19 protein-coding genes, 1 pseudogene and 1 riboswitch are annotated in these 19,554 nt (G+C 48.4%); of the genes and pseudogenes, 13 read left to right on the top strand and 7 right to left on the bottom strand.

Annotation, left to right across the window (positions count from 1 at the left end; all coding sequences use genetic code 11):
* Window positions 1-9: 9 nt before the first annotated feature.
* Together catA and WDY75_RS16760 are read left to right on the top strand one after the other, a co-directional pair.
* A complete protein-coding gene (gene catA / locus WDY75_RS16765; protein ID WP_006210764.1) occupies window positions 10-660 on the top strand; it encodes a type A chloramphenicol O-acetyltransferase in 651 nt (216 codons plus the stop codon).
* Between the two features lie 216 nt (window positions 661-876).
* A complete protein-coding gene (locus WDY75_RS16760; RefSeq protein WP_338840105.1) occupies window positions 877-1,533 on the top strand; it encodes a flavodoxin family protein in 657 nt (218 codons plus the stop codon).
* Between the two features lie 62 nt (window positions 1,534-1,595).
* On the opposite strand, the gene WDY75_RS16755 is transcribed toward WDY75_RS16760, so the two are convergent.
* Window positions 1,596-3,428 carry a glycoside hydrolase family 30 beta sandwich domain-containing protein gene (locus WDY75_RS16755; RefSeq protein ID WP_063479497.1) on the bottom strand — a complete coding sequence of 611 codons (1,833 nt, stop codon included), beginning with the start codon at window positions 3,426-3,428 and terminating at the stop codon, window positions 1,596-1,598.
* A gap of 340 nt (window positions 3,429-3,768) precedes the next feature.
* Between WDY75_RS16755 and WDY75_RS16750 the strand changes: the two genes are divergently transcribed.
* The 10 genes and pseudogenes from WDY75_RS16750 (at window position 3,769) to WDY75_RS16705 (ending at window position 12,422) form a co-directional block, all read left to right on the top strand.
* Window positions 3,769-5,004: an aminotransferase class I/II-fold pyridoxal phosphate-dependent enzyme gene (locus WDY75_RS16750; protein ID WP_409348302.1), complete on the top strand. Its 1,236-nt coding sequence runs from the start codon at window positions 3,769-3,771 to the stop codon at window positions 5,002-5,004.
* A gap of 62 nt (window positions 5,005-5,066) precedes the next feature.
* On the top strand, window positions 5,067-5,363 hold the full coding sequence (locus WDY75_RS16745) for a DUF6597 domain-containing transcriptional factor (RefSeq protein WP_063479499.1): 297 nt from the start codon (window positions 5,067-5,069) through the stop codon (window positions 5,361-5,363).
* 10 nt (window positions 5,364-5,373) lie between these two features.
* The gene (locus tag WDY75_RS16740; RefSeq protein ID WP_269148270.1) at window positions 5,374-5,508 is read left to right on the top strand and encodes a hypothetical protein; all 135 of its coding nucleotides are present in this window, start codon (window positions 5,374-5,376) and stop codon (window positions 5,506-5,508) included.
* A gap of 36 nt (window positions 5,509-5,544) precedes the next feature.
* Window positions 5,545-5,957, top strand: a pseudogene (locus tag WDY75_RS16735) (VOC family protein).
* Window positions 5,958-6,006: 49 nt separating this feature from the next.
* A riboswitch (purine riboswitch) is annotated at window positions 6,007-6,106 on the top strand.
* A 73-nt stretch (window positions 6,107-6,179) separates the two neighbouring features.
* A complete protein-coding gene (locus WDY75_RS16730) occupies window positions 6,180-7,343 on the top strand; it encodes an MFS transporter (protein ID WP_063479500.1) in 1,164 nt (387 codons plus the stop codon).
* A gap of 451 nt (window positions 7,344-7,794) precedes the next feature.
* Entirely contained in the window at window positions 7,795-8,337 is a 543-nt protein-coding gene (locus tag WDY75_RS16725; protein WP_063479501.1) for a MarR family winged helix-turn-helix transcriptional regulator, read from the top strand.
* 36 nt (window positions 8,338-8,373) lie between these two features.
* A complete protein-coding gene (locus WDY75_RS16720) occupies window positions 8,374-9,828 on the top strand; it encodes an aryl-sulfate sulfotransferase (RefSeq protein WP_063479502.1) in 1,455 nt (484 codons plus the stop codon).
* Window positions 9,821-10,837 carry an ABC transporter substrate-binding protein gene (locus tag WDY75_RS16715; protein WP_156515065.1) on the top strand — a complete coding sequence of 339 codons (1,017 nt, stop codon included), beginning with the start codon at window positions 9,821-9,823 and terminating at the stop codon, window positions 10,835-10,837. Before WDY75_RS16720 ends, WDY75_RS16715 begins: the two co-directional genes overlap by 8 nt.
* A gap of 13 nt (window positions 10,838-10,850) precedes the next feature.
* Window positions 10,851-11,627: an ABC transporter ATP-binding protein gene (locus tag WDY75_RS16710; protein ID WP_082834350.1), complete on the top strand. Its 777-nt coding sequence runs from the start codon at window positions 10,851-10,853 to the stop codon at window positions 11,625-11,627.
* An 18-nt stretch (window positions 11,628-11,645) separates the two neighbouring features.
* Entirely contained in the window at window positions 11,646-12,422 is a 777-nt protein-coding gene (locus tag WDY75_RS16705; protein WP_063479504.1) for an ABC transporter permease, read from the top strand.
* 77 nt (window positions 12,423-12,499) lie between these two features.
* On the opposite strand, the gene WDY75_RS16700 is transcribed toward WDY75_RS16705, so the two are convergent.
* Window positions 12,500-13,054: a helix-turn-helix domain-containing protein gene (locus tag WDY75_RS16700; protein WP_172963950.1), complete on the bottom strand. Its 555-nt coding sequence runs from the start codon at window positions 13,052-13,054 to the stop codon at window positions 12,500-12,502.
* Window positions 13,055-13,184: 130 nt separating this feature from the next.
* Here WDY75_RS16700 and WDY75_RS16695 point away from each other — a divergent pair, with 130 nt between their 5' ends.
* Entirely contained in the window at window positions 13,185-13,772 is a 588-nt protein-coding gene (locus tag WDY75_RS16695; RefSeq protein WP_063479506.1) for a LysE family transporter, read from the top strand.
* A gap of 84 nt (window positions 13,773-13,856) precedes the next feature.
* Here WDY75_RS16695 and WDY75_RS16690 read toward each other — a convergent pair whose 3' ends face one another.
* The 5 genes from WDY75_RS16690 to WDY75_RS16670 form a co-directional block, all read right to left on the bottom strand.
* Window positions 13,857-14,789, bottom strand: a complete 933-nt coding sequence (locus WDY75_RS16690; RefSeq protein WP_006210751.1) for an L-lactate dehydrogenase — start codon at window positions 14,787-14,789, stop codon at window positions 13,857-13,859.
* A gap of 204 nt (window positions 14,790-14,993) precedes the next feature.
* On the bottom strand, window positions 14,994-15,179 hold the full coding sequence (locus WDY75_RS16685; RefSeq protein WP_006210750.1) for a hypothetical protein: 186 nt from the start codon (window positions 15,177-15,179) through the stop codon (window positions 14,994-14,996).
* Window positions 15,176-16,486: a Ger(x)C family spore germination protein gene (locus tag WDY75_RS16680; protein WP_063479507.1), complete on the bottom strand. Its 1,311-nt coding sequence runs from the start codon at window positions 16,484-16,486 to the stop codon at window positions 15,176-15,178. The genes WDY75_RS16685 and WDY75_RS16680 overlap by 4 nt, the downstream gene beginning before the upstream one ends.
* Window positions 16,483-17,583: a GerAB/ArcD/ProY family transporter gene (locus WDY75_RS16675; RefSeq protein WP_063479508.1), complete on the bottom strand. Its 1,101-nt coding sequence runs from the start codon at window positions 17,581-17,583 to the stop codon at window positions 16,483-16,485. The genes WDY75_RS16680 and WDY75_RS16675 overlap by 4 nt, the downstream gene beginning before the upstream one ends.
* Window positions 17,583-19,262 (bottom strand): spore germination protein, encoded by a 1,680-nt coding sequence (locus WDY75_RS16670; RefSeq protein ID WP_063479509.1) that lies wholly within the window; start codon window positions 19,260-19,262, stop codon window positions 17,583-17,585. The genes WDY75_RS16675 and WDY75_RS16670 overlap by 1 nt, the downstream gene beginning before the upstream one ends.
* Window positions 19,263-19,554 lie beyond the last annotated feature (292 nt).

Here is a 19,554-nt window from a genome sequence, read left to right as displayed (position 1 = left end):
ATAAGACCGATGAATTTTAATGTGATTGATATTAAGCAGTGGCCCAGAAAACCGTATTTCGAGCATTATACGTCCGTTCATGAATGCACGTACAGCATGACTTTAAACGTTGATGTATCTTTGCTGCTTCAGTCGTTGAGGACTAGGGGATTAAAGTTCTATCCTGCTTTTATTTACATGGTAACTAGAGTGGTCAACGAGCGGGTAGAGTTCAGAACTTCATATCATCCCAAACCGTTGTTAGGTTACTGGGATTCCATGACACCGAGCTACACCTATTTTCATCACGATGACCAGACCTTCTCCTGCGTATGGACTGAGTTTTCTGATGATTTCTCTCGGTTTCATAATCGATATGAGCAGGATATGGAACGCTATCGTGACGTGAAGGGAATCTTCGTTAAAGAAAATCCCCCTCCGAATACATTTTTCATATCGATGATACCCTGGGCAAGCTTTAGCGGTTTCAATCTGAATATGACGAACGGGAACACCGATTTTCGGCCGATCATTACCGGGGGCAAATTTGCCGAGCAAGGCGGTCGCATGTTGTTACCCATCGCATTGCAGGTACATCATGCCGTGTGCGATGGATATCATGCAAGTTTGTTCTTCCAAGATCTGCAGACCTTAGCTGATTCGTGCAACGAATGGCTATGATAAAGTAATTGTACATTTACTATTCGATAAACGACTGCTCACGCAGTCGTTATTTGTGTTTTACAGAGGGAAGCATCGGTTATATACAAGATTTCAAGTCGACATGGTCATCAAAATGAATGATATCGTCATGAATACAAACGATTTTACAACGATTCCCAATGACCTTATGCTAAAAGATAGAATTAGACCACGTGCATGAAGGGATGGGATCGGATGATGCTTGAGAACCAGAACATGAACCAGAAATTGTTAGTGCTTGTTGGAAGCCCGAGACGAGACGGGAACTCTGCCACGCTGGCTGCCGCAGTTAAGCGAGGGGCCGAGAAGAAGGGCACGCAGGTGGCTTTGCATTTTGTAGATGACTTCATCTCTAGTTTTCTTCATGACTGCCGGATTTGCCGGCTCCCAAGTGGAGAATGCTCGATACAGGATAACTATGAATCCTTAATCATGGGAGAGTTTGTCCCGGCGGATGGCGTAGTATTCTGTTCCCCAATCTATTGGTATGGCTTATCTGCCCAGATGAAAGCATTCTTCGATCGCTTGTTCTGTTATTACGCGGCCTCGTACAAAAATTCGTCTGTGATATCGGAAGGAATGTCTAACAAACGAATTGGTTTGACGCTTGCATCGGAGGAAACCTATCCGGGTGCGGCCTTAGGCATTATTCATCAGATACAGGAATACGCTCGTTATACTCATTCTGAATTCGTTGGGGCAGTTCGTGGAGTAGGTAACAGCCGTGGTGAGGTAGCACTGGATATCCAATCGCCGCTGATGGCTGCTGAACAGTTGGGGTACGATATTTTTGAACGGAAATATTCGGACTATCAGAAGGATTCTGTTCGAAGCACTAAGGTCTGGTCTTGATCGCAACAAGAAAAAAAGCGTACACCCCTTGTGAGGCGGTGTACGCTTTTTTGGATCATACATTAATGAACACTGATCTGGAAGGTTTCCCATCCCGATGCGGTGCTCCGATTGGCAATGAGGGGAGAAGCCCCGGCATTATCCGCGCTGACAAATTGGCTTTTCGCAGCAGCTCGCAAGGTAACGCCGCCGCTAACGCTGGCAACCTGGAACGTTTCCCATGTCCCGATGGAGCCGCTTCGAGCGATTAATGGCGAGGCCCCCGCGTTCTCTGCAGCAACAAACCGTCCGTTGGCCATGGATTTAAACGCATAATTTCCGATGCCCAGATTGATTCGTTCAAAGGATTCCCACGCACCGCCCACAGCATCGCGATTGGCGATCAAGGGACTGTTGCCCCCGTCCTCAGCAGCGACGAATTTGCCGTTAGCCGATGCTTTTAACGATATCACGTCCCGGGTTGTCTCCCCGTACCACTTGAATGTCAGAGCAGAACCAGCGGGAATGGTGTAGGTGAATGATTGATTGCCCCATCGGGCCTTGAAGGTCTGGTTCTGATTCTCGGAGTTCGCGACTACGAGCACTTTGGACCCGTCCGGATTTTGAAAAGCGACATTATCCAGGCTGTTAGCATACGTATTGGTATCCACTCTGTATGCTCCAGGTACGACAAATTTGCTTAAGTGTCCCATCGCATAATATTGATTGTTATAAGTGACTTGATCTTGCGCATCCGAACGAATTCGCAGCATACCATAGTTAATGCTGTTGGAGAGCAGGGAAGGGCCGTTATTCTGATCCAGCGCAATGTTCCACAAAATGTACGATTTGGACCAGTTCCGGGTAACGTTAATCATCTCCCGGATCTGGTTCTTAAAGCCGTCATTCCATGAGCCGAAGCCTCCCTCGGTAAACCAGATATCCTTGTTCGGATGCAGGTTATGAAGCGTCGTCATGGCAGTGACATCCCCGCCGTAATGGTGGAAAGCGCTGCCGGCAATATAAGAGGCGGCGGCCGCGTTATTCAGGACGTCCCGCGGATACGCATATTGATCATAGTTATGGTCATAAGCGATGATTTTGGTCTGTAAACCGCTGCCGCGAAGGGCAGGCCCCAGATGATCGCGGATGAATTTAGTTTGATCATCCACCGACATATACATGGTCGGATATTCGTTCGAACCGTTAAACAACGGTTCATTCTGAGGCGTTATGGCATAAATCGGAATGCCCTCCGACTGGTAGCTTTGAATGAATCTACGAAGGTACTGTGCGTATACCTCGTAAGAATCATGGTTCAGATAGCCGCCTATCATGGAACCGGTGGATTTCATCCAGCCCGGCGCACTCCAAGGAGAAGCCATCACCTTAATCTGTGGGTTTTTCGTCAGGGCTGCTTTGACCATGGGAATGATGTAAGGTTTGTCGCGGTTAATGCTGAAATTGTTCAGGTTCCAGTCCCAGGCTGTATCTGCATAGCTGTACATTTCCCAGTTGAAATCCGAAGCGCCAATCGTTTGGCGCAGCATGCTGAGTCCGATGCCGCTCTGACCGAATAATCGCTCCATGACCTCGGCACGTTTCGAATCCGACAGCTGATGGCTGATCAGCCATGCGGATGAGTCGGTCATGGAGGCACCGAAACCATCCATTTGCTGATATTTCAAAAAGTCATTCACATCAATGGTTCGCTGATTACCGGGACTGTCCTGCTGGAAGACGATATCGCCCTGCCTTTGCAAAGCAGTGCTAAGATTATCGCGAGTCATCCAGACCTCAACCGATGGTCCCGCCGCCTTAATCGGCAGAGAACTCAGGGCCGAGCCGCTCCATATTACGGACAGCATGGATAGAAAGAGCAGCGGCTTTTTCATATTCAACTTGAACTTTAACATGACCAAACCCCCTTCAATTCATTTGGATTAAGCGTTTGCAAAAGTACAATTCCTCCTTTCTTTGGATTAGTTTACCATCGAATTAAAACGTTTTTAGTGTATCATTTTTTCGAAAAGGTATTTGTTTTTACGATGATATATGGTCTTGGGTATGCTGGATTCCATTATGAAGCTTTAACTCCAGATGTTTTATGCCTATCAATGTTCTTGATCCAGCCTATGACAACGTGACGTTACGGCAAATACACCTACAGCAAACGCGACTGCAGCTCCAGGCAGGTATTCGAGACTGATGGGGTTCATGCTATAATATGAGGAAAAAACGGAGTAGGTGGAAACCTTGAGTAAACATACATCGGAGCGATCATGGCGTGCGGACAAACTTTCACAGCTTGGTTCTTCCATATTCTCAGAGGTTAGCGAGTGGAGGCTGGAGGCGCTTCAGTCAGGACGACATATTATCGATTTGAGCATTGGCAGTCCTGATCTTGGTCCTTCAGTTGAAATTCGTGAGTCGCTGAGCCAGGAGGCGCTGAAAGAAGAGAACTATACATATCCGGGTACAAGAGGAAGCGCGGAGTTCCGCGGACAATCAGCAGCATGGATGAAGCACCGATTTGGCGTGGAAGTCGATCCAGAGACCGAACTTCTGTCTTTAATGGGTTCTCAGGATGGATTATCGCACCTGGCTCAAGCTGTATGTAATCCTGGAGATATTGCGATTGTGCCGAATCCGGGATATCCGATCTATACGGGAGCCCTTGCGATTGCGGGTGTAACTCCTTGGTATCTTCCGTTGAAGGAAGAGAACGAATTTCTGCCCGATCTGGATGACATCCCCGAGGAGATTTGGACAAAAGCGACTTTTATTTTGTTGAATTTTCCGGGGAATCCGATAGCGGTGCGGGCGGATCTGGCTTTTTTTGCAAAATTGGTGGGCTTGGCGAAAAAATGGAACGTGCTCGTGGTGCATGATCTTGCTTATTCTGAAATGGGCTTTGACGGTTACCGTCCTGTTAGCGTTCTCCAGGTTCCAGGCGCCCGGGAGATTGCGGTTGAATTCCATTCCTTCTCAAAAAGCTTTAACATGGCCGGCTGCCGCATCGGATTCGTTGCGGGGAACGCAGATGCGGTTGGAGCACTCCGGGAGTTAAAAAGCAACATTGATTTTGGCATATTCAAGCCGATCCAGGCCGCAGCTATTTATGCGTTGGAACAGGCAATGGCATGTAGCGAAGAGGAGGATGGCGTGGCATCATTGTATCAGCAGCGCCGCGACATCCTGGTAGCCTCACTGGCCGAAGCAGGATGGAACGTACCGAAGCCGGAAGCCACGATGTTTCTATGGGCTCGGCTCCCAGAGGGGTTCCGCAATTCATCGGCGCCATGGAGCTCACGCCGTTTCGCCCGCGAGCTGCTGCTTGCAACCGGGGTAGCGGTTATCCCGGGAGATGCCTTTGGCAGCGAAGGCGAGGGTTATGTGCGGATAGCACTTGTCCAGGAAGAGGCAGCCCTGCAGGAAGCAGCACAGCGGATCGGGAAGTTTATTAGGGAGCATGCGAGTCCCTCCACGTAAAGGACCTAGAGTAAAAAGTCATACGGGTTAATTAGCTAATCCATTGATTAAAGGGTGAGCACATGCGGAACTATGTCCCTGTACAAGCACCGACGCTGGAGAATCGATCTGCTGATTCTTCTTATACCTATCAGGAATACCTGCCAAGCTGGCCATTGACTCCTTATGTGGCCTGTTATTGGACAATGCATTATGAAGTTTTACCGTTTCAACATCATCGTCTTCATCGTATTCTTCCGGATGGTTGCGTAGATATTATATTTAATCTGAAGTCGCTGGAAGCATCAACCTCTGGATTTATTGCCGGTCTGATGTCCGGTTATGAAGCTATAATACTTACGCAGGATCGAACTGATTGAAACGTTTTTATTGAACGTCATCAGACTGAATCATGTCCGTTCCGAGCCGCTGCTGAAGCATGGCATGCAGTATTTGTACGCGGCAAGAGGAAGAATGACGATTCATGACTTGGCCGACAAGCTTAATTATAACGAAAATGAGTAAGAGGTTATGATAATGATGTACAGGAGGTCATGCAAAATGAGAGCAAGCATATCCGTATTGACACTTGGCGTTGATGATCTTGAGCGCTCACTAAAGTTTTATCGGGATGGGCTCGGTCTTCCGACGAAGGGATCATGGGGACTGAATTTGAGCATGGAGCGGTAGCGTTCTTTGACCTGCAGGCGGGCGTGAAGCTGGCGATATGGAATCGCAAAGACCTGTCGATTGAAGCGAATGTTCCTTTGTCTCCTGTGAGTTCCTCAGAGTTAACCATCGGACACAATGTGGGCAGCAAGGAAGAAGTGGATGAGGTGATGGAGCAAGCCAAAAGGGCGGGAGCTGCGATTACCGTGCCGGCACAAGACACATTCTGGGGAGGATACTCCGGTCATTTTCTCGATCCGGACGGACATCTCTGGGAGGTTTGCTGGAATCCTAATTGGGCTTGACTATGTTGTAAGGGATATGATAAATTAATCATCGATTGTTGCGCAACGGAACTGAATATTTGAATTTGAATGTATAACCTCATTAATATGGTCTGAGGGTCTCTACCAGGAACCGTAAAATCCTGATTACAGAAAATGTATCTCATTTTTTGTAATCGGGATTTATTTTTTTTGGTTGACTATAAGCAAATATGACTTCGAAGAAAGGGGATTTCATTCCAGATGAATCTGAAAGTATTAATTCTAGCGATTTCAACCATATCCGTAGGATTGGTAGAACTTATTGTTGGCGGAATTCTGCCGCTGATTGCAGATGATTTAAACATTTCGCTTGGCACGGCAGGGCAATTGATTACGGTATTCGCATTGGTCTATGCGATTTCGGGACCGGTTCTCCTTGCACTTACGGCAAAGGTGGAACGCAAACGGCTCTATATCATTTCCTTATTTGTGTTCTTCGTCGGTAACTTGCTGGCGTACGTGAGCCCGAACTTTGTGCTGCTGATGGGTGCCAGAATATTAACTGCTATGAGTACTGCTCTTATCATCGTCTTATCGCTTACGATTACAGCTAAAGTCGTTGAACCCGCACACCGGGCAAAAGCACTGGGCGTTATCTATATGGGGATTAGCTCGTCATTGGTGCTCGGGGTGCCGCTTGGTATTTTAATCAGTGAAGCTTTTGGATGGAGAGTATTGTTCCTTGGCATCGGCATTCTGTCCATCGGTTCCATGGTGCTGATCTATATGTTCCTGGATCGGATCAAGCCTGAAAATGTAATACCGTTGTCTCAGCAGATCAAAGCGCTGGGCAAGTCCAAAATCGCTGGTGCCCATCTGGCGACCTTGTTTATGCTGGCAGGGCATTACACCATTTACGCTTATTTTACGCCATTTCTCGAATCGGAACTCGGCTTGACTCCGTACTGGATCAGTATCTGTTACTTCCTGTTCGGACTGTCGGCCGTTGGAGGCGGGGCGTTCGGAGGCGCACTTGCCGATCGGATCGGATCACACAAGAGTATCGTGATTATTATCACTTCTTTTATCCTGGTGCTGTTCCTGCTGCCCTTCTCAACGTTCTCGATTGGTGTATTTTTAGTCGTGATGATGGTATGGGGCGCATTAAGCTGGAGCCTGGCTCCGCCACTGCAAAATTACCTGATTCAAGTCGATCCCGCTTCGTCCGATATTCAGCAGAGCTTCAACAATTCCGCGCTGCAAATCGGAATCGCGATGGGATCAGCAATCGGAGGGCTCGTATTGGAACAGGGCGGCTCGGTTGCCAGCACGGCTTGGGTAGGCGGAGGAGTCGTTATAGTGGCATTGGTCTGTGCTGTCTATTCCTTAACAAGACCTGCGCTGGCACTGAAGGCTGGCAAATAGTCTATGATGTAATTGATTATTATCAAAGCAGTTGTCATCATGGCAGCTGTTTTTTAACATCCTCGCTCCAAAAAAAGCAGGTGCCTATTTAACCATTGCTTGTTATCGAGATAATCGAACGAATTCTGACTGAGAGGGCGCTTAAACAGCAAGTCCTCTCTTTTTTAAAATTAATCCCTACTTGACAGGTGTCATTAATTGGTTTAATCTAAGCGACAAGCAATTTCATTTAGCCATCATTAAATGATTGTTCATTATCTCAGTATTAAACAATATGATCAGCCGATTGGTCCACCAAAGGCTCCTGTTTACTGTTTTTCGTGATTGCAGCGAGAAGCGTAAATAGGGGCCTTTCTGTATATTCATAACGACCACACCAGGTTGTAGTGAGAACAAACCCATAGGCTGATAGGTTGGCATACGGAGGTGTATGACCCGGGAGAGGAGCGGCATGGAAGAGAAGGATTGGGCATTGCTGGAGGAAGCCGATTGGCATTTTCGCAGGATGGTTCGCAGATTCGTGAAGGAGCGCGACAAAATATCAGTGGAAGGCATTTCGTTACCTGGCCTGTTGATTCTAAATACGATACATCGTGATGGGGAACAGAGACTGGGCGAGTTAGCCGAACAGCTGGATTTCACATCCGGGGCGGTCACGGCTTTATGTGACAAACTCGAGGCTGGCGGCTTTGCGGTTAGAAGGCGGAGCCAGACCGACCGGAGATCGATTGCGCTTGCCATCACGGATGCGGGAAGAGAGATGCTGAAGCGTAACGAAAACATGGGCGGGTATATGATTGAAGTCATTTTTGGGGCGTTCTCGCAAGAGGAGTTAAGCGATCAAATCGCTTTTTTTAAACAGCTGAATGATCGTCTGGAAGGATTTGCGGTCTCCGTACTCGGGCAGACCCATTCAGCTGATAAGTCATTCGCAGACATTTCACAGACAAACGTAAGCCATCCGAAGCGTACGAACAAATTTATCTCTTATTGAATCTATTCATTAATCAACGAAAGGGAGTAGAGAACGATGGGACATCCGACGATTTATCCAACAGGCACAACGGTATATAACCCTGCGAAGGCATGGAGCGGTTACACGATCTATCAAGCGGCGGAGACAGGTGCGCTATTAATCGACATGAATGGCAGGGAGGTTCATTTGTGGAAAGGACTACGGGGGTTTCCGAATAAGTTGTTCCCGGGAGGCTATGTCCTTGGCAGCACATCCGAGCGTGATCCGAAATACGGATTTCAGGATGAGACCAATCTCGTGCAGGTGGACTGGGACGGCAATATCGTCTGGAAGTTTGATCACTATGAATACATAGAGGACCCCGGACATCCGGCTCAGTGGATGGCTCGCCAGCATCATGACTACCAGCGTGAGGGGAATCCCGTCGGTTATTATGTTCCGGGGCAAGAACCGAAGGTGGATTCCGGTAACACCCTTATTCTGGCACATAAAAATGTGAAGCGTCCCGATATATCCGATATTGAGCTGCTCGATGACACGATTATCGAAGTGGATTGGGAAGGAAACGTAATCTGGGAGTGGGCGGTCAGCGACCACTTCCATGAGCTCGGATTTGATGAGGATGCCAAGCTGGCATTATCCCGTGATCCCAATACCCGTGGCTTCGGTGCCCACGCAGGGGACTGGATGCACATCAATTCGGCCTCGGTGCTCGGCCCTAACAAGTTCTATGACACAGGAGACGAACGGTTCCATCCCGACAATATCATCTGGGACGCACGGGAGAGCAATATCATTGCCATCATTGATAAAAGCACCGGGAATATCGTGTGGAGGCTTGGCCCCGACTATTCAACCGCGGAAACCAAGCATATCGGCTGGATCATCGGCCAGCATCATGCCCATCTCATTCCGAAGGGCCTTCCGGGAGAAGGCAACATCCTGATCTTCGACAACGGCGGCTGGGGCGGGTATGGACGGCCAAACCCCGAATCGGAGGATGGGTTGAAAATCGCCCGTCGCGACCATTCCCGCATTCTGGAGATTAACCCGGTCACTTTGGAGATTGAATGGCAGTATACACCAACAGAGGCTGGCTTTCAGGCGCCGCTCGATTCTTATCGCTTCTACAGCCCCTATATCAGTTCGGCCCAGCGGCTTCCGAATGGCAACACATTGATAACCGAAGGCGCAGACGGTCGGATATTCGAAGTGACAAGAGAATTTGAGCTGGTGTGGGAATATATCTCTCCTTATAAGAACAGCCGCAATTCCAACATGGTCTATCGCGCTTACCGGGTTCCATATGAATGGGTGCCTCAGCTCGATTTGCCTGTGGAAACGGAACTCGTGCCGATCGATGTTGCCGATTACCGCCTTCCGGGCGCGGCGCCCAGAGGTGCCGCAACCAGTGTGGAGGTTGAAGGTACGATCTCGTATGGTGAAGGCGCGCTTTGCGTAGCCCGAACGGATGAAGTCGTGCAGAAAGAAAGGGATCGCGATGAATAGTAGCCGACATATTTGGAAGCGTTGGTGTGTTCTGCTGCTGGGTACAATTCTCGCCACCAGCGTACTTGGTGCTTGCGGAAACGCCTCAGGCGATCAGCAAGGAAGCCGCCTCAAACTGAAAATCGCCGATATCTCCACAAATACCGTATTTCGGGTGGCAAAAAACAAAGGGATCTTCGAGAAGCATGGAATTGATGCGGAACTGGTAAACTTCGCCACGCCGGCAGAAGGCGTTAACTCCTTATTCATCAAGCAGGTGGACGTGGCATTCGGAGCTGATTTTCCACTTCTGAATGCTGTCAGCAAAGGCGATTACTCGATATTCGCTTCATCCGGGACAGCGACGGATCTGAGTGCAAATGAATGGAAGCTGTTCGTTCGTAAAGAAATCGGCAGTGCAGCTGACCTTAAGGGTAAAAAGCTAAGCTTCTCCAGGGGGACGTTCGTGCCTTATCTATGGGACGTTTACCTTGGGGAAAACGGGGTTGCCCTGTCCGATGTGGAGTTAATCGGACAAGGAGGGTTTGACGAAGCCTACGTAGCGCTCAAAAAAGGCGAGATTGACGCGGCTTGGGTATACGGTGCAGTGCTGAACGAGAAGTTTGGCGCACTTGCGGAAGCGAAAGAGCTGTCGGATATGTCGAAGACCCCGGTACGGCTCGGAACAGGACTGATCGCTTCAAACGAGCTGCTGGAGGGCCATAGGGAAGTTTTCGTCCAGTTTCTGAAGGCGCTGGATGAAGCATCGATTTATGCCCAGGCCCATCCTGAGGAAACCGCCGACATCATGTATGAGGAAGTCAAGCAGCCGAGAGAAGCCACCTTCAAGGATCTGCCAAAGAATCCATGGAAGCTTGGATTTACGGATAAGGCCTATGCAGGATTACAGGGCCAGAAGGATTATATGGTAGCTAACGGGATGATCGAGCAAGATTTTGAGCTGAACGATAAATTGAATTTGGATATGGTAAGAGAAGCATTCCCGGAACGCATAATCGATTTAAAGTAAGGAGATGAAGGCGATGAGAGCCGTGTCAAGTCAGAATGAAATCCATATCGAACAGTTGAATAAGAGCTACGCACAGCCCACAGCCGGTGATTTGCATTATATTATCCAAAATGTCAATCTGGCGGTAAAGGGCGGAGAATTCTTTGTTCTGCTGGGTCCGAGCGGGTGTGGAAAGTCAACGCTGCTCAGTCTGATTGCGGGCTTCGTATCCAAGACCTCCGGTCAAGTGAGAGTGGGGGAGAAGGAGGTGGAGCGCCCGGGCCAAGACCGCGCGGTTGTATTCCAGCAGGCAGATTCTTCGTTGTTTCCATGGCTTACCGTTAGAGAAAATGTGGAATTTGGTCTCCGCATGAAACGAATTCCTGCGGCGAAGAGAAAGGAAATATCCAATCAATTCATCTCGCTGGTGGGGCTTTCAGGCCATGAGAGCAAGTATCCAAGAGAGCTGTCGGGCGGGATGAAACAGCGCGTACAGCTCGCTCGGGTACTATCCAATGATCCCGCAATTCTGCTCATGGATGAACCCTTCGGTGCATTGGATGCCATGACAAGGCGAACGATGCAGCGGGAATTGGTGCGGATATGGCAAGACACGGACAAAACCGTTATCTTCGTGACGCATGATATCCAGGAGGCGCTTCTGATGGGGGGACGAATCGGCATCATGTCAGCGGGTCCATCCTCCCGAATAACGGACATCTACGAGGTGCCGCTTGCCTACCCGAGAGACTTGTCAGATCCCGGCTTTCATACGCTGTACAACCAAATCCAATCGCACTTTGATGAGTAGAGAGAAGGTGAAGACCACATGAGCAACAGACTAAAAAAAGGGTTGCTGCACATCCTGTTCTGGATGGCCGGACTTGGGATATGGCAGCTGCTGTCCCTTGTGTACGGACCCGAAATTCTGCCGGGACCGATCTATACTGCGAAAGGCGGATACGAACTATTGATGGATGGCACCTTGTTACAGTACATCGGAATCAGTTCATACCGGGTGCTGCTCGGGTGGACGCTTGGGAGTCTGATCGCGATCCCGGCTGGACTTGTTATCGGGAAGGTTGGGACGATTCGGGTCTTTGCGGAACCGTTTCTTAATTTCATCCGGTTCATTCCTCCCATCGCATTCATCACTTTGTTCCTGGTCTGGTTCGGGATTGGGGAGACATCCAAAGTCATGCTTATTCTGTATGCGACCTTCTTCATTGTGGTCCTGAACACGTTGACCGGAGTCTTGTCAGTGGAAGAGGATAAGATAAGGTCCGCCCGCAGCATGGGTGCTTCGGAGTGGCAGATTGTGCTTCATGTGATCATACCTGCAACGGTACCGTACATGTTCACCGGCATTCGGCTTGCGATGGGAACATCGTTCATGGCCATTATCGGAGCAGAGATGATTGCTTCCAATGAAGGAGTGGGTTATCTGATCTGGAATTCACGTTTGTTCTTCCGTACGGACTGGATCTTTGTCGGGCTGATCTGCCTCGGATTCATGGGATTCCTGACAGATCGTGCTGTCGGATTGCTGGGCCGAAAGCTATTGTCCCGATACGGCGTAGTCAGCGCAAATTCATTGCGACGGTGAAGAGATGGCTTCATATACAACGTAACGCACCCTCTATCAGAGGGTGCGTTTTGCGTTTATGAAATTCACACTCACTGTTACTTGGGATAATGGATAACCATGCTCAAGCGATTCATGGAATCGCCGGAATTGTGGTAAACATGGGGCTTGTCTGCTGTGAATCGAATCGCTTCACCATGGCCCACTGTATATTCTTGGTTATCGATGCGCACCGTAAGTTCTCCTTGGAATACGGTGATAAACTCCTCAGTACCCTCGATATGGGACTCGGCGGTAAGATAACCGCCCTTGTCCATTTCGAGGGAATACATCTCAAAGCGCCGTCCGTCCTCAAAAGGGAAATGCGGATAAATCCGAATCCTTCCATTATCTTCTATTAGTGCCTGCACATCATCCCTTGATACCACGACTGTATTCGAGTAGGGTTCATGGATCAGGGAAGTGAATGAAAGCTTCAGCCCGTTCGCAATCTTCCATACGGTTGTGATGGAGGGACTGGATTCGCCGCGTTCAATCTGCCCCAGCATGGTCTTGCTGATTCCGGTCAGTTCCGCGACTTTATCCAGACTCAGCTTTCTTTGCTCTCTGAGACTCTTCAAATTATGAGCCAATATAAGATGAATGGGTTTCAACGTCATCAACCACCTTCGTATACATATTGTGCGTTATAACATACTTAATGTATAATCATAGCGTACGGACGTTATAACGTACATTTCATTACATTATATCATACACACATACAAGAAAGGGGTGGGTAGTTTGTTTATCGTTCCGCTGTTGACTTATGCGATTGTCGCTTCATTCACGCCAGGTCCCAACAACATCATTTCAATGACCAACGCACGAAATCATGGTTTTAGAAAAACGCTGCAATTTATAGGTGGGGTAGCTGCCGGATGTTTGGTCATTATGCTGCTCTCCAGTTATTTCAATCTGGTATTATATCAATTCATCCCGAAGATCCAATTCGTAATGAATATCATTGGATGTCTGTATATGCTCTATCTGGCCGTAAAAATCATACGCAGCCAACCACAGGAGCGGGGCGATAAGGAGGAGGGCTTCAACAGCTTTTTCTTCGGATTCATCTTCCAGTTCATCAATCCCAAGGTCATTTTATACGGAATTACGGCGATTTCAACATTCGTTATTCCTTTCTATTCATCGCATGCCCATCTGGCATTATTCTCGGTGATACTCACGCTGGTCGGCCTCTGCGCTAACATGACCTGGGCATTATGCGGTTCGCTGTTTCAGAGCCTTTTGTCCCGATATGAACGCCCATTCAATATACTTATGGGGCTGCTTCTCATTTATAGCGCCTTTTCTGTCTTTACGGTGAGCTGATTTTGTCCTCAGTGACCATGATATTATCCCTGTGCTGGACGAAAAAAAGGCTTTACGGATCACGGATCCGCTAAGCCTTGGGCGTTATTCAAAGATTTTGGAGATCTGTTCCTTTAGCTTATTAGCGGAAGCGTGAAATTGGGTGAGCTCCTCGTCATTGAACTCAAGATTGAGAATTTCCCTTACCCCTGTGCGGTCAACCACACAAGGCACGCCCAGGTATACGTCAGACACGCCGTGATAATCGGTGAGCAGTGTCGACACATTAAGCACCGACCCTTCATTTTGCAGTATGGAGACGATGATCCGGTCAAGCGCTAACGCGATTGCATAAGAGGTAGAGCCTTTTGCATTGATGATTTCATAGGCAGCATTCTTGGTCCGGTCAAAAATATCATCTCTTTCATCATCTGACAAATCAATGCCGATACCGGCTATGTTGGCAATGCTCCACAGCGGCAGCTCGGAATCGCCATGTTCTCCGACAATATGGGCGTGAATGCTGCGCGGATTAATTCCTTTGTTCTGTCCGATCAAATAGCGGAATCTGGCGCTATCCAGAAGCGTACCCGAACCGATAACCCGATTTACAGGGAAACCGCTCTTTTTCAAAGTAACGTAAGACAGAATATCCACCGGGTTGGTAGCTACAAGAATGATGCCGTGGTCATTGTACTTCACGATGTTCTGAATAATATCGTCAAATATGGCCGTATTTCGCTTCAGCAGATCAATCCGTGTCTCGCCGGGTCTTTGGTTGGAGCCTGCTGCAATGACAATGATATCTGCATCCTTGCAATCGCTGTAATCTCCAGCCCACAGCTTAACTCCTCCTGCAAAGGGGAGACCATGGTTCATATCCAAGGCTTCACCAAGCGCTTTATCGTGATTCGCATCGATCAACACCAGCTCAGATACTCTCTCTCGTAAGAACAAGGTATACGCAGTCGTTGCTCCAACCGCTCCTGTCCCGATAATAACCACACGAGACGGTCGCTGAGTTTCATTTTGTGCCATAGTGCATCTTCTCCCTTGTCATCAATTAATGAAACCTTTGAATTCGCTTTACGAGGAACTGCATACAGCTGCGCTTTAAAGCATCCTCGGTAGTAATGATAACATAAACAGGAAGAATTAAGCAGCAAATGAAGCCTGACGAGGGAGGTCTCCGACTTTAAGAAGCGGAGATAAATCTCTGCTCCGCTTGATTTCAGGGATGGACTAGTATTCATTCAGCAGCGTAAACAGGACTGGCACGACCATGGTCATACCCGCAAGAACCGCAGCACCGATGGCTCCGCGGTAATTTTTTTGACGCCATAGCTGAGGGGTCAGACTTCCAACATAGAAGGCTGCCCACAAGGAAAAGATTCCGACCAAAGTAAGCTTGGCAATCTGAAGCATCATTCTGTCATCTGGTCTCCTTCAATGACGGGACCGACTTGGTCTCCGAACGTTCTCATCTTGAATTGGATATTAAGGTCGTATTTGGCCGTGTGGATGTGATCTCTCCATTTGTAGGCGTACCAATCCTGAAGAGTGGGAAAGCTGCCGCGAATCTGATTCCCGATGTGGAAGCAATCGACTTCCCATTTATACAGCATTTTATTTAGCAGTTTAGAAGCTCTTTCCTTTAATTGCTCCTCGATGGATGTTTCCAGCTTCTTCGTATTTTCCGACTGGGTATAATCAACATCGGAAACCGAACCTAACAGATCACCTTCCATCGTAATATTGAAGATGATCTGAATATGATCATCGAAACGTTGTGCATGCATGACTTTATTGGTGAGTGTGCCCATGTTGATACTGATGTTCAGCTTCGGATCGGAAGGGTCGCGAAATTCCCATACGGTTTTCTCGAACTGGCCGCGCAGCATATTCAGTGTTTTGGTCTCCATACCGTTAAGGAATCCCCGTAATTTCTGCCCCTTGTACACTGCGGTGCCAAAAAAATCGATAGGAACTTCTCCAGCTCTTGGTAAATCTCCCGCTTTATGCTCACTAACCAGTGGCTGGCTTGTATTTGAATTGTTGGCAGATTCACCATCATGCAAGTTCTCACTGCCCTTGTCGATATCAGGCCGCGCAGCCGTTAAAATGGACGTTGCGCCGTTACCCGGCTGTTCCATGTCCAATATAAAATCATGAAATCGTGCCTGCTTGGGTGTAATTGCCCCTATATTGTGAGGGTCTAATTCCAGTTCGAACCATAGATTAATGTCATTTTCCATCTTGGGTTTAATGTAATGCATATATTCCTGGGCACGACCCTTCGTTGTCAGGATGTTAACGTTCCGCCTAAACTCCGTATTCCGAACAACCTCGCCAACAACAGGAAGGATGCCTTGACGCGCAAGCTCTTCCCCTAGGACAAGGGCTTTGGAGTGGATCAAGGTTAGTCGTCTGGCGACAAAACTTTGACTTGTTAGCAGGGCAGCAGACAAATTGGCTCCTTCCTCAGAGAAGATTGTGACGACCTTATTGCTGCTCTGATCCGATCCACTTACGCTTGAAGCAGTTGCTCCGCTGCTGGCTTTCGGCATGGCGACGGCAAATGTATAGATATAGTCATTTTTCGGGCCGGTGTCCACTCCAATTGCCATAATAAAGGCCATGTTCTCTGGATCCAGCCGATCCCAGCAACCCGTCAGCATGGGAATACATATCGCAGGGATGAGAAGGCAATGAATGATCCGTCTCATAAGTTTCATGCAGTTCGTCTCCTCATTCTGTGCCTCATGATTCCGGCGAACCAGGTCAACATGGGTAGAGCTATGGAGAAGATAGATCCATAGGTACGCAAAAACCCGCCATCCCATGACACGGCTGTCATTTCATTGTTCGGGAGCAACGCAAATCCATAAACAAGCAGTGTAAGTGGAAAGATGAGGGTTTGGACCCTGGGTAATCGCAGAATCTGAGACATGGTGGCCGCGGTGCAATATAATCCTATGGCCAGTTTAAGGGCTGCGCTAATCAGCCAGGCAATCAGAAACAGACTCTCCAGGCGTTGAATCCACCTGCCGAATATAATCAGTCGGCTGACTTCGAACATCGGAACGTTTAATCGAATGGCGGTTGGATACGGGAATACATAAAGATAGACAATAGTGGTGCTGAATAGGGTGATGGATGAGATTGCGATGCACCACCAGACCGCACGTCCCCATTCCCGGGATTTGCGCATTCGGGGCAGCAGGAAACCAAAGACCAGCATCTCCGAGAACAGTGAGCTTTTGGCAATCCCGCTCATGATGATCCTGGATTTCCCCGTTCCCCAAAAAGGGGACAGCGCACTGGGCTCTGCGTGTGTCAGCAGACCACCAATCAGCACAATCAGCACACTTCCGATAATCAAACCAATGGTAAGCCAGCAGATTCGGCCCAATGACTCGATTCCGCAGTACGCTACAAAGGCGATCGGAACGATCAGAAAGATCAGAATCATATTCATCGGCGTACGCGGTAAAATATCGGAGGATAGAAGCTCCGAAAATTCACGCAGCACGAGAAAGGTTATCGCAAAGAAAAAGCAAAAGTAAGCGAGATTCAAAAAGGTCCCCACCCAGGGGCCCCATATTTCTTCCGTAGCTTCGATCAGCGTGGAGCCTTGCTTCGCATTCCGGAGAACACCGCGGATCGCCCACCACGTCAACGGACAGAAGATGGCGGCGATAATGGCTATCATCCATCCTGCCGTACCTCCTGCTTCCGCCAGTGATCTCTGAAAAGGAAGGAATATCTTGGTGATGATGAAAATGATCCCAATGGATGCGGCTTCCCTTATTCCGATATGATGCTGGTACATTAGTTTTCTCCCCCTTGCTCGGGAGCACCGTCTTGTCCATTCGGCTTTTTCTTTGATCGTTGCGGGCGCACAGAGAAGGGCCGCGCGAGCGGTTTCTGCAGGGGGCCGCGAAGCAGTGTATTTTCATTTTTAGGGTGAGGAGTAAGGGGTGCCAGACTCGGTACGCCGAATCGGTTCACAGACATCCAGCTTGTCCAGAGAATGATGGAGAGCAAGACGATGCCGATTAATCCCATAAAAGATGCGAATGCCAAATAAACGAAACGGAGGATTCGCGTTGTGAATTGCATATTGTAATTAGGAATGGTATAAGATGCGAGCGCCGTGGCGGCTGTCACGATAACCATGATCGGACTTACAATATTGGCTTGGACAGCGGCTTGTCCCAGGATAAGAGCGCCGACAATACCGATTGTGGGACCGATGACACTCGGAATGCGGACGCCTGCTTCCCGGATCAGCTCAAACATGGATTCCAGAAGAAATGCTTCTGCCGCCACGGGAAGCGGAATCGATTCGCGTGTCCCCGCAATGGCAAGAACGAGAGTAGTCGGTATCATCTCATGATGGAAGTTAGCAATCGCCACGTAAACCGCTGGTAAATAAAGGGACATGAGAAATCCAATCGCCCGTATGATTCGCAGGAAGGAACTGTATTGCCAACGAAGATATCTGTCTTCGGCGGTTTGCAGGAACAGCGGGAATTGTGTCGGTACGATGAGAGCGAAGGGCGAGTTGTTAACCAGAATTGCAACATAGCCATCCGCAATTTGAGCTGCCGTATGATCCGGACGCTCTGTACTAAGCATCCCCGGGTATATGGAATAGGGCTTATCCTCAATCAATTGTTCTAGCATTCCGCTATCCCCGATGTAGTCGATCCGAACTGCGGCTATACGCCGGCGAACTTCGTTGACCAGTTCGGCATTCGTGATAGATTTCAGATACACAATAGAAACGGCTGTTTGGGAGACCGTGCCTACAACACCGGATTCAACGATCAGATCGGAAGTGCTAAGACGTCCTCTGAGCAAAGACAAATTGGTTTGCATATCTTCAGTGAAGCCTACCTGTGGACCGCGCACTACATTTTCCGTTTTTGGACTTTCAAGACCTCTTTTCTCACCGCCTTTGACATCAGCCAGAATCGCAGTATCTAACCCATCGATGATAATAGCGGCGGAACTGTTCAGAATCTCATGGACGATTTCCCCGAAATAAGAGGTTGATGTTAAATGACAGTCTGTGACAATATGAGTTTTCAAAGTATCCACGCTTAAAGGCTGATCCTCCGTCAGCTTGGCATTGATCAAGGGATGAATGACGAATTGGTTGAGATGCTGCGAATCCACCTGACTCTCCAAGTGGACAATCATGCCCTGAACCACCGCCCCTGTTTGTTCGATGACAAAAGGACGAAAGACCAATCCGCTGTTCTGAGGATATGAGAAATGCCCCTTGAGCCAATTGATATTCTGCTCTAATGTCGACGTCATCGCGAGGGGACCATTATCCCCAAGCAAAGGCTTGATTTGTGGCATGCTGGCAGGTTCTTGTCCATTCAACAATCCGGCATCTTCATCATTTTTTAAAGGTCTCAATGCGAATGGAGCATTTGGATTTTGGGTCTGAGACAGGTCAGCTACGAGGTATTTTTTAATTTTATGCCAACCCTGCATAATTCCATCTCCTGTGAGGTGAGTCAGGGACTCACGTTTATTTGTTCCTAGGTTTTGTACATACAGGTAAAATTATGCGGATATGATTGCGATGACTATGCTCTTCGCGGATGGTTTTAAGGTATAATTTAGTAAGAATTCCAGCATGAAGTCATAAATCATAATGAGCGCCTGAGGTGGTCTCTTGTTTGATTTATCAGGGACAAAACCTATTTAACGGATCTCTCCCTTGAAGTGCCACGTACCCCAATGATAAGATGTTTCATAAAAAATTTCGTGTTGTGGAGTGTAC

The sequence above is a fragment of the Paenibacillus glucanolyticus genome, from assembly GCF_037333485.1.
Taxonomy (GTDB): domain Bacteria; phylum Bacillota; class Bacilli; order Paenibacillales; family Paenibacillaceae; genus Paenibacillus_AQ; species Paenibacillus_AQ glucanolyticus.
Note: the sequence above shows the minus strand (reverse complement) of the source record. Positions and strands in the feature narration are given on the sequence as shown.

Coding starts and splice junctions, on each gene's coding strand:
- catA (WP_006210764.1), top strand. CDS start 10: ATGAATTTTAATGTGATTGATATTAAGCAGTGGCCCAGAAAACCGTAT.
- WDY75_RS16760 (WP_338840105.1), top strand. CDS start 877: ATGATGCTTGAGAACCAGAACATGAACCAGAAATTGTTAGTGCTTGTT.
- WDY75_RS16755 (WP_063479497.1), bottom strand. CDS start 3,428: ATGTTAAAGTTCAAGTTGAATATGAAAAAGCCGCTGCTCTTTCTATCC.
- WDY75_RS16745 (WP_063479499.1), top strand. CDS start 5,067: ATGCGGAACTATGTCCCTGTACAAGCACCGACGCTGGAGAATCGATCT.
- WDY75_RS16730 (WP_063479500.1), top strand. CDS start 6,180: ATGAATCTGAAAGTATTAATTCTAGCGATTTCAACCATATCCGTAGGA.
- WDY75_RS16725 (WP_063479501.1), top strand. CDS start 7,795: ATGGAAGAGAAGGATTGGGCATTGCTGGAGGAAGCCGATTGGCATTTT.
- WDY75_RS16720 (WP_063479502.1), top strand. CDS start 8,374: ATGGGACATCCGACGATTTATCCAACAGGCACAACGGTATATAACCCT.
- WDY75_RS16715 (WP_156515065.1), top strand. CDS start 9,821: ATGAATAGTAGCCGACATATTTGGAAGCGTTGGTGTGTTCTGCTGCTG.
- WDY75_RS16710 (WP_082834350.1), top strand. CDS start 10,851: ATGAGAGCCGTGTCAAGTCAGAATGAAATCCATATCGAACAGTTGAAT.
- WDY75_RS16705 (WP_063479504.1), top strand. CDS start 11,646: ATGAGCAACAGACTAAAAAAAGGGTTGCTGCACATCCTGTTCTGGATG.
- WDY75_RS16690 (WP_006210751.1), bottom strand. CDS start 14,789: ATGGCACAAAATGAAACTCAGCGACCGTCTCGTGTGGTTATTATCGGG.
- WDY75_RS16685 (WP_006210750.1), bottom strand. CDS start 15,179: ATGATGCTTCAGATTGCCAAGCTTACTTTGGTCGGAATCTTTTCCTTG.
- WDY75_RS16680 (WP_063479507.1), bottom strand. CDS start 16,486: ATGAAACTTATGAGACGGATCATTCATTGCCTTCTCATCCCTGCGATA.
- WDY75_RS16675 (WP_063479508.1), bottom strand. CDS start 17,583: ATGTACCAGCATCATATCGGAATAAGGGAAGCCGCATCCATTGGGATC.
- WDY75_RS16670 (WP_063479509.1), bottom strand. CDS start 19,262: ATGCAGGGTTGGCATAAAATTAAAAAATACCTCGTAGCTGACCTGTCT.